Source organism: Mycobacterium sp. pR1184 (genome assembly GCF_041287235.1).
GTDB lineage: Bacteria > Actinomycetota > Actinomycetes > Mycobacteriales > Mycobacteriaceae > Mycobacterium.
On record NZ_JBGGKR010000011.1, the window covers coordinates 45,259 to 61,366 of the forward strand.

Below are 16,108 nucleotides of genomic sequence, written 5' to 3' on the forward strand. Positions count from 1 at the left end.
TTGTGTAGTCGGTTAACCGGCTGGTGTGAGTTCCAGTTGGGGTGCCCCCTCACCCTTGGCGCCATTGCCGCTGTCCATACCCGGGAGCTCCTGGGCCCACGTCGTGAGCGAGCCCACCATGTTGTTCAAGACGTTGTCGGCCTCCCCGCCGTACTTTGAGACGCGTTTCCCGATCATCGCGGCCATCCGGATCAACAGGTCAGGCTTGGCGGCCGTGAGCACGGTCAGCGCCACGGCCGGGGCCACACCTTCTATCCACCCCAGCGGACCCAGCGGCACGCAACCGACGAGTTGGCTGAGGCCAGGGGTCGTGATCAGGGCGCCCATCGCAACGAAAGTGCCGACGACAGTGCTGACCACGAGCGGATCGCGCGAATCCAGCAACGTCTGCCCGAGCTGCGTGGTGACCAGGCCCACCAGACCGACCGTCGCCGCACGCTGCGGGGCGGCACGGGTAAAGGTGGCCAGACTCCACGAGGTGCTTGCTCCAATCGTGGTGGCGGCTCCGCGGATAGCGACGGTCTCCATCAGATCGTCCATGTTGATCCCACGCTCCGACGGCGGTCGCATGTTGCGCACCGCGCTCACCGCGACGGCCGTCGTGGGGAACACGTCGGTCAGGATGTTCACCAGCAGGATCTGTCGCGCCGTCAGCGGCGCCATGCCGCGGACCATCGTCCCGTACATGTTGAAAGCAACTTCACCGGCGTTGCCGCCCAACAACATTCCAACCGCGGCCTGCGCTTGCTGCCACAGCCGGTGCCCTTCCTCGATCGCCTCGAGAAGGCTTCCGACACGACCCTCGGTCAGCACCACGTCCGCCGCGCCACGCGCCGGGTCGCTCCCGTGCGAGGACACGCCCACGCCCACCGCGGCGGCACGGATGGCGGCGGCGTCGTTGGCGCCGTCGCCCACCATCGCGGTCACCACCCCGGAATTGCTGATCTGCTGGACAATCTGGACCTTCTGCTCGGGCGACATTCGCGCATAGATCACGTTGGTCTTGACGACCTCGGCCCGTTCGGCGATCGACAACCGCTCCCAGCGCGCTCCGGTGATGATGCAGTCCTCGGGCACGTCGAGCCCGATCTCGCGGGCGATGGCGCGGGCGGTGGCCGGGTGGTCACCGGTGATCACCCGAACGCCGATGTCGCGTTTGGCCAGCCCGAGCAGGAGCTCCCGCGCGTCGGGCCGCGGCGTGTCGGTGATCCCGAGGAAGCCCAGCAAGCGAAGACCATTGCGGCACAACGGTTCCAGGCCCTTGTCCTGCGCGATCTCGAGCTCATCCTCTGACAGCGTCTTGTCGGCGACAGCTATCACCCGAAGACCCTGCGTGGCCATCCCATGCACATGCGCCAGCAGCTCCTCGCGCAGGTCGTCGTCTTGACCCTCGACGCACGCGGAGAGGACGATTTCCGGTCCGCCCTTGACCGCCAGGGTGTCGCCGTCCAGCCCCGCCGCATACGCCCGGCCGGCTCGGAACGGCAATTCGCGGTCGCGCTTCGGCTGGCTTCCGGCCCGGTTGACGACCGCGGCATCCGTCGCCTGCAGCGGAGCGTGCTCGGTCAGCGCTACCGGGGTCGCCAGCGCCGCGCGCTCGAGAATCACGTCTTCGTCGAAACCTGGTTGTGCGGAGATATTCGTTACCACCAACCGGTTTTCGCTGAGCGTTCCGGTCTTGTCGAAGCAAACCACCTCGACACGACCGAGCGTCTCGACCGACCGCGGAGCGCGGACCAGTACATTGCGCTCGGTCAATCGCCTGGCCGCCTCGCGTTGAGCCAGCGTCGCCACCAACGGAAGGCCTTCCGGCACCGCGGCGACCGCGCAGTACACCCCGCTGGTGACGGCCTCTTTGATGCCCGATCCCCGCAGCAACGCGGTGGCAATCACGCCCACACCACCGGTGAGGGTCCACGGCAACACTTTCGCGGTCACCGCGGCCAACTGCGCGTGCAGCCCCACCTCGTCGCGCCGGCGCGGAGCTAGTGCCATGGCCCGGCCCGCGGCGGTCGAGTCGCCGACCGCGATGACCACCGCGCGGCACACTCCGCTGAGCACGGTCGAGCCCTCGTAGATCATGCAGGCGCGTTCGGCCAGCGGTCGGCCCGGCGTCGGCGCGGGGTTCTTCGTCACCGGCAACGACTCACCGGTCAGCGACGATTCGTCCACCTCCACGGCGACCGCGCTCAACACGCGGGCGTCGGCGGGGACCAACTCGCCGGCGCGGACCTCGATGATCCGTCCCGGCGTCAGTTGCTCGGTGGCAATCAGCTCGAACTGATCAGGGCCGGTCAGTACCCGCGCGGGCGGCGTTTGGGCGCTGAGCATTCTGTTCAGCTGACGATCCGAGCTGAGTCGCTGCGCCGCGGCAATCGCGGCGCTTCCGACGAGAACGATCCCGACCAGCACACCGTCCATCGGCGAACCGACGAGCGCGCTCGCCATCGCACCGGTGGCAAGGATCGGCGTGAGCGGGTCCTGCATCTCGTGCCACATCGCGTCCACGACATCCTTACCGCTGTCCGCGAATCTGGCGGCCAGCGCCTGCATCCGGGTCTTCGGCAGCTGTGCTGCCGGGGCAGCGGGACCGGTGGAGTCGGCGAGCTCGGGCCACAGCGCCCGAATCTGTTCCTGCGCCTGGTCGGCATCCAGGGCATGCCATTCGGTGTCGGAGGCGGCCGCCGGATCGGGCTGCATTGCCACACCCCGCCCGATCACGTATCCGGGGATGAGTGCGATGGCGGCAGCCGCGATGCTGGGGCGCACGCCCGCTGCCCGAACTCCGGGCAGCAGCGTCAGCGAGCCGAGAAGTGTTCCGGCAGCGGCTAACTCGACGCCTCGACGTGCGGCCGATTTGGCCGCGGGGATGGCGTCGATGATCCGGCAGGCAACCTTCAGATTCGGGATCAGGACGTCGGCCGTCCACGCGGGCGCCGCCCGCCCGGCAGGCCAAACCCCCAGCGCGAGGTCCGCGGCCGCGAAGGCGAGCCGAAGGTCACGCCCGAGCACGGCGACGACCTTGCCGTCGGCCTGCAATTGCCGGACCGCTCCGAAGATGGTGAGGTCCACGTCGGCGTCGTCGAACGGCAGCAGTTCGTCGAATGTCCCGCGCAGGTGGCCGGCATCGGCCTGATCCACCGAGATGAGCTTGAGATCGGCGGCACGCGCCGCGGCCATCAGCGGTTCGGCGTACGGGTCGGCGTTGCGCGCCACCACGACCTCGAGGTCCTCGAGCTCAGGCAGCTGATGCGCGGGTGACAGCGAGCAGCCGGTGTGGACACCCGGGCCGAGCAGACCGTCGTTGACATCCGTTTGGGCGCACTGCCATACCTTGGTGCGCAGTTCGCCGTCGACGCCGCTGATCTCGGCGACTCGCAGGGTCTCTCCGATCAGCACCGCGGGCTCGACGATCAGCACGTCGACACCGTCGAGGCGACGGATCGCGTCGGGTCGCATCACCAGGGTGTGGTGGTAGCGGTTCAAGCCGGCGCAGAACGTGGTGGCGAACGACTCGCGCGCGTAGTTCAGTGCCCGCGGCGCGGCGACGATGACTGCCTCGCTTGCCAGCATCGCGCCGCCGCTGACGGTCAGGGCGATGGCGCCGGCAAGGCCAGCCGCGGTAGCTGCGCGGGCGTAGTTCTCCGACGCGGTATCCGGTACCGGGCGGGGCCGCGACGTTTCCGGGTGCGGCTCGCACTGCGCGCTGAGCGCAAGGTTGGGTTCGTGCTCGTTCCAGGCTTCCACGGCTGACAGCGCCTCGATGAGACGCAGGCTCCGAAGGCACATGTCGGCGGCGATCACCGACGGGGTGTGGCCGAGCGACTGGGTGACGGCGGTGCCCAACGCGAGCAGCGCGTCGGCCCGCCCGCGCCCGAGGGCCCGCTCGAACACCCGGCGGACGTCGGGCTGCGCCTCGGCGAAAGTGGTCGCGGCGGCGAAAGCCCGCGGCAGTCTCGGCATCCGCGTCACCTGCAAGAACGTGGTCACACCGAGTGAGATGGCCTTGGCCCCCAGCAGGCTCATCCGGTTGACGACTTCCGCGCCATCGCCGGGGATGTCGATCACCTGCAACCGCTCCAGGGTCTGCGAACCGAACTCGTCAGCCGACTTGCTTCGATCGGCTTTGGCGGTGAAGGCCCGTTCGATCGCCTCCACCATCAGCGCCAAATCGTCTACGGCAGGCCCGTTTTCGTCGATGTCGACGATCAGGCGCGAGAGCGGCCAGTTCACCTGGGTGCGTGCGACACCGAGGGTGCTGCCGATCGTCCTCTTCAGGACGGTCTCGTACTCGGACGAGCGGGTCGCCTCGGGCATACGCAGCTCAATCCACCCCCGGCCATTGCCGGACCAGCGGCGGCGGGGACGGTCCCCGCCCAACAGTTCAGCTGCCGCGGCTGCGCCGCCTGCGACCACCATTCGAAGCCCCGAGACGATCGGCTCGATGAGCATATTGCGCTTTACACCCTCTCGCGATAGTTAGCTTTGACATTGCAGATTCACGCAGCAGACTCGTCGAAGTAGTACGTGCGTGCTACACCGTAAGGACTAAGAGGATCTAAGAGCGCCACTTAGAGCTTCTGAAAAGCAAACGGACGACAAATTATTGGCCACGCATACAACAACTCGAATCTTGGGAGGGCACAGTGACGCTCATCGAACGAGCCACTAAATCGGCGAACTCGGTTGCCGACCAAACGGTTTCAACAGTTAGCCAGATTGGCACCGCGGTTGCCGAGGGTGTCGTTGTTACAACAAGGGACATTCGCACCGGAATGCGGGAGGGCCACATCCGCCCCCGAACCGCCGTCGTCGCCGCGGCCGTCGGCCTGATCGCCGTCGTCGAATGGCCCCTTCTGCTCGCGGCCGGCGGTGTCGCGCTGCTCGCCAGCAAACTGAAGAAGCCATCTCCCGAGGCCGAAACCGACGGCGCAGCCGTGGTCGAAACGATCGACATCGAGACCGAAACCCCCGAATAAGTTTGCGCTGAGCCCGCGGCGCCCGGGCGCACCGGCCCGCCGACACCTCACGGCACGCCGGCCCGCGCGGTAACCTCATTCTCGACGCGCACGCATGCGCGACGGAAGGGGACTAGCGCACATGACCGCCCCCAGTGATGAAGCCGAGGTGACGCGCGGCGACCGCTTCATCAAGACGGCAGTGGAGATCCTGCGCGAGACCGGGCGCACCGACTTCACCGTGCAGGAGATCGTCGCCCGCTCCAAGACCTCGCTGCGGGCCTTCTACCAGCATTTCAGCAGCAAGGACGAACTGCTGCTCGCGCTTTTCGACAGGACCATTTCACAATCGGTGCAGAGCTGGCGCGCCGAGATCGACGGGCTGGACAGCACGTCCGCACTCAAGCTGCTGCTCGACCGCATCAGTCAGCAACCGGAATCCAGCACCCAGGACAGCCTCAATCGGGCGCTGGGTCTGTATAACCAGCATCTGGCCGAGACGCGTCCCCGTGAATATGCCCGGGTGCTGTCCCCCTTGCATCAACTGATTCGCGACATCGTCGGGCAAGGCATCACCGAGGGGGTGTTCAACCCGGGGCTCGATGTCGCGGCATCGGCGGCCATCGTCATGCAGACGATGGTCGGCGCCCAGCGCTTGCATTGGCTGGGCACCGAATTGACCGGGACCCCGATCGACGCCGGCCAGCTGTACGACTTCCTCAGCCGCGCGCTGGGCATCCGCGACGTCGACGACGAAGCGGGCACGCCCTCGCTGGCCGAGCTGTTCGCTCAGATCGGCTTGCGCCCGGGCTCCCGCAACGGCGAATTCGCGATGACGATGCCGGTAAGTCCGAACGTGGTCAACACTTCTGGGGCGCTGCAGGGTGGACTGATCGCCACCCTCGTCGACGTCGCGGGCGGCCAGTACGGGCTGGATTTTCTGGAGCCGGGCACCACCATGACGACCGCGGATCTCTTCGTCCGCTACCTGCGTCCGATCCGGCAGGGCGCCGCGTTCGCGGTGCCCCGGATGCTGCGCGCGGGCCGGCGGGCGATGGTCATGCAGATCGACATCTACAGCGACGGCGACGACGAGGTAGCCGCGACGGCGACGGTGAATTTCGCCATCATCAACGGCGCGACACCCAAGGGTCTCCGGGCCGACACCTAAGGCCGGTACACGCTATTGCACAGCGGTGGTAACGTCATTACCACCCAACGAGAATCCAGCCTTCAAGGAGATCGCTATGCCGTCTCGCGAGCTTCCATTCCCCGTATTCGACGCCGATAACCACATGTACGAGCCGCAGGAGGCGCTGACCAAGTTCCTGCCGGAGAAGCGCAAAAACGTCATCGACTACGTGCAGGTTCGCGGCCGCACCAAGATCGTGGTGCGCGGACACATCAGTGACTACATCCCCAACCCCACCTTCGAGGTGGTGGCCCGTCCGGGCGCCCAGGAGGAATACTTCCGCAACGGCTCGCAGGGCAAGAGCTACCGCGAGATCCTCGGCGAGCCGATGAAGGCCATCCCCGCATTTCGCGAGCCGGGCGCGCGCCTCGAGGTGATGGACGAGCTGGGCATCGACTACGCCCTGATGTTCCCGACGCTGGCCAGCCTGGTCGAAGAACGCATGAAGGACGACCCGGAGATGACCCACGACGTCATCCACGCGCTCAATGAGTGGATGCACGAGCAATGGTCGTTCAACTACCAAGACCGCATCTTCGCCACCCCGGTCATCACCCTGCCGATCGTCGACCGCGCGCTCGAAGAGCTGGAATGGTGCCTGGAGCGCGGCGCCCGCACCGTGCTGGTCCGCCCGGCGCCGGTGCCCGGCTACCGCGGCAGCCGGTCGTTCGGTCTGGAAGAGTTCGATCCGTTCTGGCAGGCCTGCGTGCGCGCCGAGATCCCGGTCTCGATGCACGCCTCCGACAGCGGCTACTCCGAGCTGCTCAACATCTGGGAGCCCGGCGACGAGTTCCTGCCGTTCAAGCCGACCGCCTTCCGCAGTCTGGCGATGGGCCACCGGCCGATCGAGGACGCGTTCGGTGCGCTGATCTGCCATGGCGCCCTGTCGCGCAACCCCGACCTGCGGATTCTGTCCATCGAGAACGGCGCCGACTGGGTGCCGACGCTGTTCAGAGGACTCAAGGGCGTCTACAAGAAGATGCCGCAGGCGTTCACCGAGGACCCGATCGAGACGTTCAAACGGTGCGTCTATGTCAGCCCGTTCTGGGAGGACCGATTCACCGAGATCGTCAACATGGTCGGTACTGACCGGGTGGTGTTCGGATCGGACTGGCCGCACCCCGAGGGCCTGAAGGACCCGATCAGCTTCGTCGACGAGCTGGAAGGCTTCAGCGACGAGGACAAGGCCAAGATCATGGGCGGCAACCTGATGGAGCTGATGAAGGTCTCCGCGCCGGCCAAGAAGCCTGTCTCGGCCTGATCCGGTACCAAGCATCGCCCGCCTCCGAGCGACATCGGTCTGCGTTGTCGCTCGGAGGTGGGCATTTTGTCTGTGCTGGTCGAAAGCCGAACTATAGACGCGGCCTTCCACCTTGCTATAGAAAAGAATCTTCCCCCAGGTTATGGAGCGCACGATGAATCTGGCTGCGGTCGAGTCATTGGTAACCAGAGTGACGCTGAGCCCCCGGCTGGTTTCCGAGCTGGGCGATCCGCACAGCACGCTGCGCGCGGCAACCCAGCGCAGCGGCACGGTCGTGATCATTCGCGCGGGCGGCGAGGTCGACGCCTCCAACGAGCACACCTGGCGAGGGCTGGTCGCGGAGGCGGCCGCGGTCGCCGCCGCGCCGGGCCCCTTCATCGTCGACATCAACGGCCTCGATTTCATGGGGTGCTGCGCGTTCGCGGTGCTGGCCGCCGAATCCGAGCGATGCCGGGCGCGCGGCATCGCGTTACGGGTGGTCAGCTGTGATCCCGGCGTGGCCCGGGTCATCCAGGCGTGCAATCTCGGCAGCGCATTGCCCCTGCATCCGACCATCGACAGCGCGCTGGGTACGCCGGTGGCCTGAAAGCGGGTCGGACGTTAGCAAACTGATGCATGAGGCAGCCCCCAGCCATTGCTAATCTGATTACTTGCGCGTGTCGAATAGGGCCGCGCGTTGTTGGATTGCTCGGTCCCGAGAAAGGCCCGCCGGGAGGCTCAGGAGGACGGCCATATGGTGGCCGAAAAGGACTGGGACAAGATTGTCGGTGCGGCTGACGACGTGCGTCGCATCTTCGAAAAGGTCCCCGCGATGCTGATCGGTCTGGAAGGGCCCCAACATCGCTTTGTCGCGGCCAATGCCGCCTACCGCGCCCTGAATCCGGCGCTCAACCCGGTGGGAATGCTGGCGCGCGAGGTCTATCCCGAGCTGGAGAGCCAGCAAATCTTCCAGATGCTCGACCGGGTCTATGAGACCGGCGAGCCGCAATCCGGCGTCGAGTGGCGGCTGCAGGCCGACTTCGAAGGAACCGGGCTCGAGGAGCGCTACTTCGACTTCCTCGTCACGGCTCGCCGCCGCGAGGGCGCAGCGATAGAGGGCGTGCAGATCATCTTCGATGACGTCACGGATCGGGTGCAGGCGCGCTTGGCCACCGAGGCCCGCATCGAGGAACTCTCCGAGCGCTATCGCAACGTCCGCGATTCCGCCATCGTGATGCAGCAGGCGCTGCTGGCCTCGTCGGTCCCCGTGGTTCCCGGCGCCGACATCACCGCGCAGTACCTCGTCGCCACCGAAGACACCGCGGCCGGTGGCGACTGGTTTGACGCGATACCTCTCGGGGACCGGCTGGTGCTCGTCGTCGGCGACGTGGTCGGCCACGGCGTCGAAGCGGCGGCGGTCATGTCGCAGTTGCGCACCGCGCTGCGAATGCAGATTTCGCAGGGCTACGGCATCACCGAAGCGCTCGAGGCCGTCGACCGCTTCCACGAGCAGGTGCCCGGGTCGAAATCGGCCACGCTGTGCGTGGGCTCGCTCGACTACGACACCGGTGAATTCCAGTACTGCACCGCCGGGCATCCACCGCCGCTGGTGGTGAGCGCGGCCTCGAGCGCACGCTACGTGGAACCGTCGGGCGCCGGTCCGCTCGGCAGCCGCGTCGGGTTTCCGGTTCGCAGCGAAATGCTGAATATCGGCGATTCGATTCTGTTCTACTCCGACGGCCTGATCGAGCGGCCCGGGCGCCCATTGGGCGCCAGCACCGCGGAATTCGCCGACCTGGCCGCCAACATCTCCGCCGGTGTCGGCGGGTTCGTCATCGATGCGCCGACGCGAACCATCGACCGCATCTGTTCGGAGACGCTCGAATTGCTGCTCCGGTCAACCGGTTACAGCGACGACGTCACGCTGCTTGCCGCGCAGCGCCGCACTCCCCCGGCTCCGCTGCGAATGACGCTGGACGCGACGATCCGCGCCGCGCGGACCGTGCGCTCCCGGCTTCGCGGCTGGCTTTCCGAAGTCGGCGCCGACGCCGACGACATCTCCGACGTCGTGCACGCGATCTCCGAGTTCGTCGAGAACGCGGTCGAACATGGTTACGGCGCCGAGGTTTCCGACGGCATCGTTGTCGAGGCATCGCTGTCCGGTGATGGCAACATGCACGCGGCGGTGATCGACCGCGGACAGTGGAAGGATCACCGTGAAGGCGAACAGGGTCGCGGGCGCGGGCTTGCGATGGCAGAGGCGTTGGTTTCCCAGGCCCTCATCACCCGCAGCGACAACGGGACGACGGCCAGCGTGACGCACCGGCTATCGCGACCGGCCAACTTCGTCACCGACATGATCGTCAGTCGGGCAACCTACCGCCGGGCCAGCGACAACGAATTCGTCTCGACCGTCCACGAGCCCGGCCACATCGTCGTCAGCGGTGACGTCGACTCCAACACCGCGTCCACGCTCGACCGCCTGATTGCCGTCGAAAGCCGTTCGGGCATAGCCCCTTTGACGATCGACCTCAGCGCCGTCACCCACCTGGGCTCCGCGGGCGTCAGCGCGCTGGCGGCCGCCCGTGACCGGGCATTGCGACAGGGCGGCGAATGCGTGCTGATCGCCCCACCCGGCAGCCCGGCCCAGCACATCTTGTCGATGGTCCAGATACCGGTCAGCAGCGGCGACAGCGAGAACGTCTTCGCCGAAGACTAGTTCTTGCCGTGCCGCACCTGATTGAACGGCACCCCTCGGTCGGCGGCGTATTCGCGCGGGAAGCCCAGCACCCGCTCCCCGATCACGTTGCGCGCCATCTCCGTTGTGCCGCCGCCGATGGCGACGCTCTGCCGCACCAGGTACCGCAGTCCGGCCTCCAGGCCGTCACCGGTCTCCCCGACTACACCGGCCGCTCCCGCGACCGCCATCGCGGTGTCGACGTCCACCTGCACGGTCTCGGCGTGGAACAGCCGAATCAGCGTGCCGGCCGCCGGAGGCAGCACACCATCGCGGACGTTGCGCGACACGTGTTCGATCAGCTGTTCGGCCACTATCCGATGCACCAACGCCCGGCCGGCCATCTCCCGCAAACGTTCGTTGTCGGCCTGGCCGGTCTTTGCCAAAAGCCCAACGTAGTCAATGGGATTGGCGTTGCCGCCCTCGCTGCCGCTGCCGCTGGCGAACTCCGAACCCTGGCCGACTGCCCGCCGCTCGTGGTACAGCTGACGAGAGGCCACCGCCCAGCCGCCGTTGACCTCCCCCACCACGGCGTCGTCGCCGACGTCCACGCCGTCGAAGAACTCCTCGCAAAACTCCGTGGAGCCGCTGAGCATGGTGATGTGGCGCAACGTGATGCCCGGGTGATCGATCGGCACCAGGAACATGGTCAAACCTTCGTGCTTGGGCACATCCCAGTTGGTACGGGCCAGGCACAGGCCGTAGTCGGCGGCGAACGCGCTGGTGCTCCAGGTCTTGGCGCCGTTGATCACCCATCGGTCACCGCGCCGTTCGGCCCGGGTGATGACGCCGGCCAGATCCGACCCGCCGCTGGGTTCGCTCAGCAGCTGCACCAGCACCTCGTCGCCACGCAGTGCCGCGGCGATGTGCTGTCGTTTCTGCTCTTCGGTACCGGTGTCGAGCAGGGTGGCACAACAGATGGTGAACGTCGGGATATTGAGGATCAACGGCATCTCGTAGCACAGGGATTCGTCGTCGAACGCCTTCTGGTAGGCGTAATCCAGACCCAGGCCGCCGTATTCGCGCGGGAAGCAGATGCCGGCGAATCCGCCTTCGTAGAGCCGCTTTTGCAGTTCCCGGGCGCGTTTCCAGGCGTCCTCGTTGTCCCGGGGCGCAGCCGGCGGCGAATCGGGGTCGATAGGCGGCATGTTGTCCGCCAACCACGCTCGGGCGCGGGCGGCGAATTCTGCGACGGATTCCGTCGGCGTCGTCTGGTAGTCCGTCATTTCGCGGTGCGGCCGGCTTTCTCTGAGTCATACACCCGCAAGTTGTGTTCTTCCGGGGTGCCGAACATGGCGCGGTACAAGGTAACTCGCCTCAGGTAGAGGTGCAGGTCGTGTTCCCAGGTGACACCGATGCCGCCATGCATCTGCACACAGCCCTGGACGATCCGCCCCGCCATCTCTGAAACATAGGATTTCGCGACGCTGGCCGACAGGCCCGCCTCGGGGGCGCGCTCGGCGACGTCGGCAACCGCGGCCGCCGTGGTGGCGCGGCACGCCTCCAGCCACAGCTTCATGTCGGCGAAGCCGTGTTTGAGCGCTTGGTAGGACGCCAGCGGACGGCCGAATGTGTGCCGGTCCAGCGCCCATTGGACGGTGAAGTCGAACACGGTTTGCACGATGCCGACCACCTCGGCGCACTGCAGCACCGCGGCGATCTGGCTCTGCCGGTCGATCAGCCCGGCGGTCTCGGCGGCGCTGCCGATGGCCGCCGACGAGTCCACGACCACCCCGTCGAAATGCACTCGCGCGTATTGCTTGACCAGATCGACCGACTGCTGGGGCTCGACCCGGACCCCGGGCGCGTCCGTCGGGACCAGGAACTGACGAACCTCAGAACTATCCGGGCCGCAGCGCGCCACCACGAGCAGCAGGCCGCTCTGGGCGCCGGCCTCGACGCGGTCCTTGGTGCCGTCAATGCGATAACCGGCATCGGTCTGGGTGGCTGTCACCGACGGATCCAACGGCGCCCAGCCACGGCCGGGTTCACAGACCGCCCAGGACGCCACGGTTTCGCCGGAGATCAGCGCCTCGATGACCGCCGCGTGTGAATGCGCATCGGCACATTCAGCGAGGGCGGTGAGCACGACGCTGACCGGGTACAAGGGGCCGGGTGCGACGGTCTTGCCGAGCATCTCGGCGACCGAGGCCAGATCCGCGATGCCGCTCTCCGAGACGCTGCCGCCACCCAACTCCTCCGGAACCAGCAGGCCGGTCCAGCCGAGCTCCGCGGCGCGCCGCCACCAGGCCGGGTCGAAGGACACTCCCGCCGCGTGCAGCTCCCGCACGCGCGACAGCGGCGCTTCCTTCTGCAGAAAAGACTGGGTCGTCGAGACGAAGAGTGCCTTTTCAGGCGAGTCGACGGCGGTCGCAAGAATCACGTTCTCAATATTAGCAAACGGCAATACCGTAAGCGCTGTTACATCGCGAACACCCGGCGCACCGACTGCGCGTGCAAGGCCCGGTTCTCTTGTGAGACGACCCAGTCCGGCACCAGCGAATCGAAGCCGTTGAATGTCGCTGCTATGACATGCAATTCGGTGTGTACGAAGGCATGCAGCAGCCGGTTGGCGTAGTCGATCGCTTCGTCGCGGCATGGGTCGATCTCTGAGCAGCTGATGAACGTGGGCGGCAGGCCCTCCAGGTTCGCGCGGTGCGCCGGAACATGTTGACCGCTGGCGCTGGCCGGGCCCAGGTAGTGACCCCACGCCCGGCTCACCGCCGGACCGTTGAGTCCCGGGGTGCGCTGAAATTCGCGCCGCGACGGCGTGGCATCGCTGTCCAGCATCGGCTGGTGCAGGATCTGCATCCGGATCTGTGGACCCTCGGCGTCGAACATCCGCTGCGCCAGGCTCGCGACCAGGGCGGCACCCGCATCCCGGCCCATCACGGCCAGCCGGCTGGTGTCGACGTTCAGCTCGGCACAGTTTCGGATGGCGTAGTACAAACCCGCCTCGACGTCGTCGATCGCCGCCGGGGCCGGATTCTCCGGAGCCAGCCGGTAGTCGACCGAAACGACAAGGCAACCGCCCTCGCGAGCCAGCTCGACGCATGCCGCGTGGTCCGTGTCGAGGTTGCCGGACACGAAACCGCCGCCGTGGGCGTAGACCAGCAACGGCGCCCCCGAGTCACCCTCGATGCGGCCCCGGTAGAAGCGGAGGTTCAGCTGCTGACCGCCCGGGCCGGACATCGAGCGGGTTTCGACGGCCACGCCCTCGGTGTCGACTGCCCCGGCACGCTCGGCGGCGGCCCGGTTGGCCTGCTCTCGCTCGGCGGCCAGTGTCTCGGTACGGAATTCGACGATGCCCACCTCGCTGGCGGCGTCGCGCAGCACCGGGTCGAGGCGGTTAATGCCTTGCGGGCGGGTCAGATCCGTTTGTGTCATACCTTCTCAACTTCCAGGCGTGGCATCCTCCCCGGGGAGGGCCTGGACCGTGGCCGGCAACCCGTACAGAGCCGTCGCGTTCCCGCGCATGATCCGCTCCCGCTGGGCGGCGGGGAACCTGTTGATCGCATACGTCGGCGAGTCATAGCTCCAGTGCGGATAATCCGTCGAGAACATGAGATTGTCTCCCAGGTCCATCATTTCCAGATACTCGCGGAACTCTACGGTGTCGACATCTTCCAGGGGCTGAGTGGTGAAGCGAACGTGCTCGCGCACGTAGTCCGACGGACGGCGTCGTACCTGCGGCAAGTCGCCACGGCGGGCCTCCCAGATCCGGTCCATCCGTGACATCACCGGCATCGCCCAGGTGAAGCCGCCCTCGATGAACACCACCCGCAGGTCCGGGTGCCGATCGAAGGCGCCGTCGAAAACCAGGCTCATCAGGTGCGAGACGTACAGCAACGGCCAGGACGCGAAGAAGTCGTGCCAGTGTGCGGGATTGCCGACGGGATACTGCGGGATCAATTCGAACGGTGTCTGACCCATCAGGTGGGTAGAGATCGGTAGCCCGTTGCGCGACGCCGCCTCGTACAGCGGATCGAAATGCGGGTTGCCGAACGGGATTCCGCGGGTCTGCGGTGTCATCAACACCTGGGCCATGTACGGATGGCCGGCCCAGCGCTCGACCTCGCGCGCCGCCTGCTCCGGCGTCTGCGCGCTGACACTGATCGACCCGCGCCAGCGGCCGTGCGCGTTGTGCTTGTCCAGCCACACGTCGGCGAGCCAGTCGTTGTAGGTGGACTTGAGCACGTGTTCGGCCTGCGGTAGCTGGGCATCGCACATCGGCTCCAGCGACGCGATGCTCACGCCGGCGTCGACCAGCAGTTGCTTGGCGGCGTAGTCCGGATCGCTGCCGGCGACCCCGCCGCCCGGCGGCCACGAGTCCATGCGCAGCGACGATGTCTTGAACGCATCCGGGGTGTCGTAGAAATACGACATCGGGCTCACCGCATTGCCCGTCGGCCAGATCTTGTCCACCCATTCGGCCGGCGCGTAGGACTTGAGTACATCGGTCGACACGGGCAACGGGTGGACGTCGGTGTCGACGATGGTGACGGCGATGTGGTCGTCGCGGCGGGTGTGCGATTCCATCCGTTCGATCGTGGTCATTGCGCTCGCTCCTTTGCTCCGAGGCCGTAAAGCTCGCTGGCGTTTCGCCACAACACCTGCTCGCGCTGCGCGGCGTCGAGCCCCTGGGCCGCCACGTCGGGCGACGACGTCGACCAGTGGGGGTAACTCGATCCGTACATCAGCAGGTCGGTCTTGCCGGTGAACTCCATCCAGCGCTGCGTGTGGGCCGGCTCGATCGGGCCGTCGAATGCCGATGAGCAGAACCGGACATGGCCGGGCAGGTATTCGCTGGGATAGCGATCGACCCAGGGGGTCTGGTCGCGCATCGACAACCAGAAGGTGTCCAGCCGCCACATCAGCGGGGTGAGGATGTCGTAGCCGCCGTCGGCGAACACGAACTTGAGGCCGGGCAGCCGGCCGAACACGCCCTCGATGATCAGTGTGGCCAGATGCACGAAGTAGTTCAGCGGCATGAACGACGCATAGCCGGGGTAGGTGTGTGCGTGCCCGGCGAATGTCGGGGCATGGTCGACGCCGTTGCCACCGTTGATATGCACCGCGACCGGAAGCCCATGCGCGGCGGCGGCCTCCCAGATGGGTTCGAACATCGGCTTGCCGTACGGCTCGCGGGACTGCATCGGAATACCGACCTGTACCAGCTTGGGATTACCGGCCAGGCGTTCGATCTCGGCGACGGCGCCTCGGGGGTCTTCGGGGTTGACCTTGATCGTGCCCCGGAACCGGCCGGTGGTGTCGGGGTCGAGCCAGCGGTCCAGCAGCCAGTCGTTGACGGCGGCGCAGATGCTGGTGTTGAGCAAGTAGTCGGCGATGTTGCCGCGTGTCAACGGATTCAGGATGGCGTAGTCAACTCCGGCGTCTTCGAACAAGTGGCGGCTGACGGTGTCGGGATCCGAGCCCGGGTAGTGCTCTCCGTAGAGGTCGTGGCGGTAGTCGCCACCGGGTGCTTGGTACCACTGCTGCTCGACGTCGGGGATCGCACGCAGTTGGTGGGCGTCCGGGAGGTAGCGCCGGATCTCGGCGTTGTACCGGAAGTGCGGTTGCACATTGGTGTCGACGATCATGCGGTCACATACACCTCACCGTCGGTGACATCGACTGCGTAGGTACGGACGCGGCGACGCGGATCGGCGACGCTTTGACCCGTGGTGACGTCGAATTCCCAGTTATGCCAAGGGCATCGGACGATCTGCCCGTCGCGCACCCGGCGTATCCCGCCGGGCTCGTCCGGCGCCGCTTCGGTAGTGCTCCCGAGCAGGCCCAGGCATAAGGGGGCGCCCTCGTGGGAGCAGTAATTCACGATCGCGTACAGCGCGCCGTGCACGTTGTACACGCCCACGCCGAACTTGCCGACATCGACGAGTTTCATCCCGCCGGGCGGCAGCTCGTCGACCGAGCACACGAATCTGCGCTGGGCCACTTGAGAATCACCGCCTCGTTGACCT

General features: G+C 66.7%; 12 protein-coding genes. 5 read left to right on the forward strand and 7 right to left on the reverse strand.

Annotated features, from left to right (window positions below):
• Positions 1-12: 12 nt before the first annotated feature.
• Positions 13-4,317: a cation-translocating P-type ATPase gene (locus ACAG21_RS19355; RefSeq protein ID WP_370497876.1), complete on the reverse strand. Its 4,305-nt coding sequence runs from the start codon at positions 4,315-4,317 to the stop codon at positions 13-15.
• Positions 4,318-4,646: 329 nt separating this feature from the next.
• On the opposite strand from ACAG21_RS19355, the gene ACAG21_RS19360 reads away from it, so the two are divergent.
• The 5 genes from ACAG21_RS19360 to ACAG21_RS19380 all read left to right on the forward strand — a co-directional run bounded on the left by ACAG21_RS19360 (position 4,647) and on the right by ACAG21_RS19380 (position 10,109).
• Positions 4,647-4,979 carry a hypothetical protein gene (locus tag ACAG21_RS19360; protein ID WP_370497877.1) on the forward strand — a complete coding sequence of 111 codons (333 nt, stop codon included), beginning with the start codon at positions 4,647-4,649 and terminating at the stop codon, positions 4,977-4,979.
• A 121-nt stretch (positions 4,980-5,100) separates the two neighbouring features.
• Complete coding sequence (locus tag ACAG21_RS19365; protein WP_370497878.1) at positions 5,101-6,129, forward strand: hotdog fold thioesterase; 1,029 nt, start codon at positions 5,101-5,103, stop codon at positions 6,127-6,129.
• A gap of 76 nt (positions 6,130-6,205) precedes the next feature.
• Positions 6,206-7,411, forward strand: coding sequence for an amidohydrolase family protein (locus ACAG21_RS19370; RefSeq protein ID WP_370497879.1), 1,206 nt, complete (start codon positions 6,206-6,208; stop codon positions 7,409-7,411).
• Positions 7,412-7,565: 154 nt separating this feature from the next.
• Positions 7,566-7,997 (forward strand): anti-sigma factor antagonist, encoded by a 432-nt coding sequence (locus ACAG21_RS19375; protein WP_370497880.1) that lies wholly within the window; start codon positions 7,566-7,568, stop codon positions 7,995-7,997.
• 147 nt (positions 7,998-8,144) lie between these two features.
• Positions 8,145-10,109 (forward strand): SpoIIE family protein phosphatase, encoded by a 1,965-nt coding sequence (locus tag ACAG21_RS19380; protein ID WP_370497881.1) that lies wholly within the window; start codon positions 8,145-8,147, stop codon positions 10,107-10,109.
• Here ACAG21_RS19380 and ACAG21_RS19385 read toward each other — a convergent pair.
• Genes ACAG21_RS19385 through ACAG21_RS19410 form a run of 6 tightly spaced genes read right to left on the reverse strand, consistent with a single transcriptional unit; the run spans position 10,106 to position 16,083 of the window.
• Positions 10,106-11,353: an acyl-CoA dehydrogenase family protein gene (locus ACAG21_RS19385; protein WP_370497882.1), complete on the reverse strand. Its 1,248-nt coding sequence runs from the start codon at positions 11,351-11,353 to the stop codon at positions 10,106-10,108. The genes ACAG21_RS19380 and ACAG21_RS19385 overlap by 4 nt on opposite strands.
• Positions 11,350-12,510 carry an acyl-CoA dehydrogenase family protein gene (locus tag ACAG21_RS19390; RefSeq protein WP_370497883.1) on the reverse strand — a complete coding sequence of 387 codons (1,161 nt, stop codon included), beginning with the start codon at positions 12,508-12,510 and terminating at the stop codon, positions 11,350-11,352. Before ACAG21_RS19390 ends, ACAG21_RS19385 begins: the two co-directional genes overlap by 4 nt.
• 38 nt (positions 12,511-12,548) lie before the next feature.
• On the reverse strand, positions 12,549-13,514 hold the full coding sequence (locus ACAG21_RS19395) for an alpha/beta hydrolase (protein WP_370497884.1): 966 nt from the start codon (positions 13,512-13,514) through the stop codon (positions 12,549-12,551).
• Positions 13,515-13,520: 6 nt separating this feature from the next.
• Positions 13,521-14,684 (reverse strand): amidohydrolase family protein, encoded by a 1,164-nt coding sequence (locus tag ACAG21_RS19400; RefSeq protein ID WP_370497885.1) that lies wholly within the window; start codon positions 14,682-14,684, stop codon positions 13,521-13,523.
• On the reverse strand, positions 14,681-15,727 hold the full coding sequence (locus ACAG21_RS19405) for an amidohydrolase family protein (protein WP_370497886.1): 1,047 nt from the start codon (positions 15,725-15,727) through the stop codon (positions 14,681-14,683). The genes ACAG21_RS19400 and ACAG21_RS19405 overlap by 4 nt, the downstream gene beginning before the upstream one ends.
• Entirely contained in the window at positions 15,724-16,083 is a 360-nt protein-coding gene (locus tag ACAG21_RS19410; RefSeq protein WP_370497887.1) for a Rieske (2Fe-2S) protein, read from the reverse strand. Before ACAG21_RS19410 ends, ACAG21_RS19405 begins: the two co-directional genes overlap by 4 nt.
• Between the last annotated feature and the right edge of the window lie 25 nt (positions 16,084-16,108).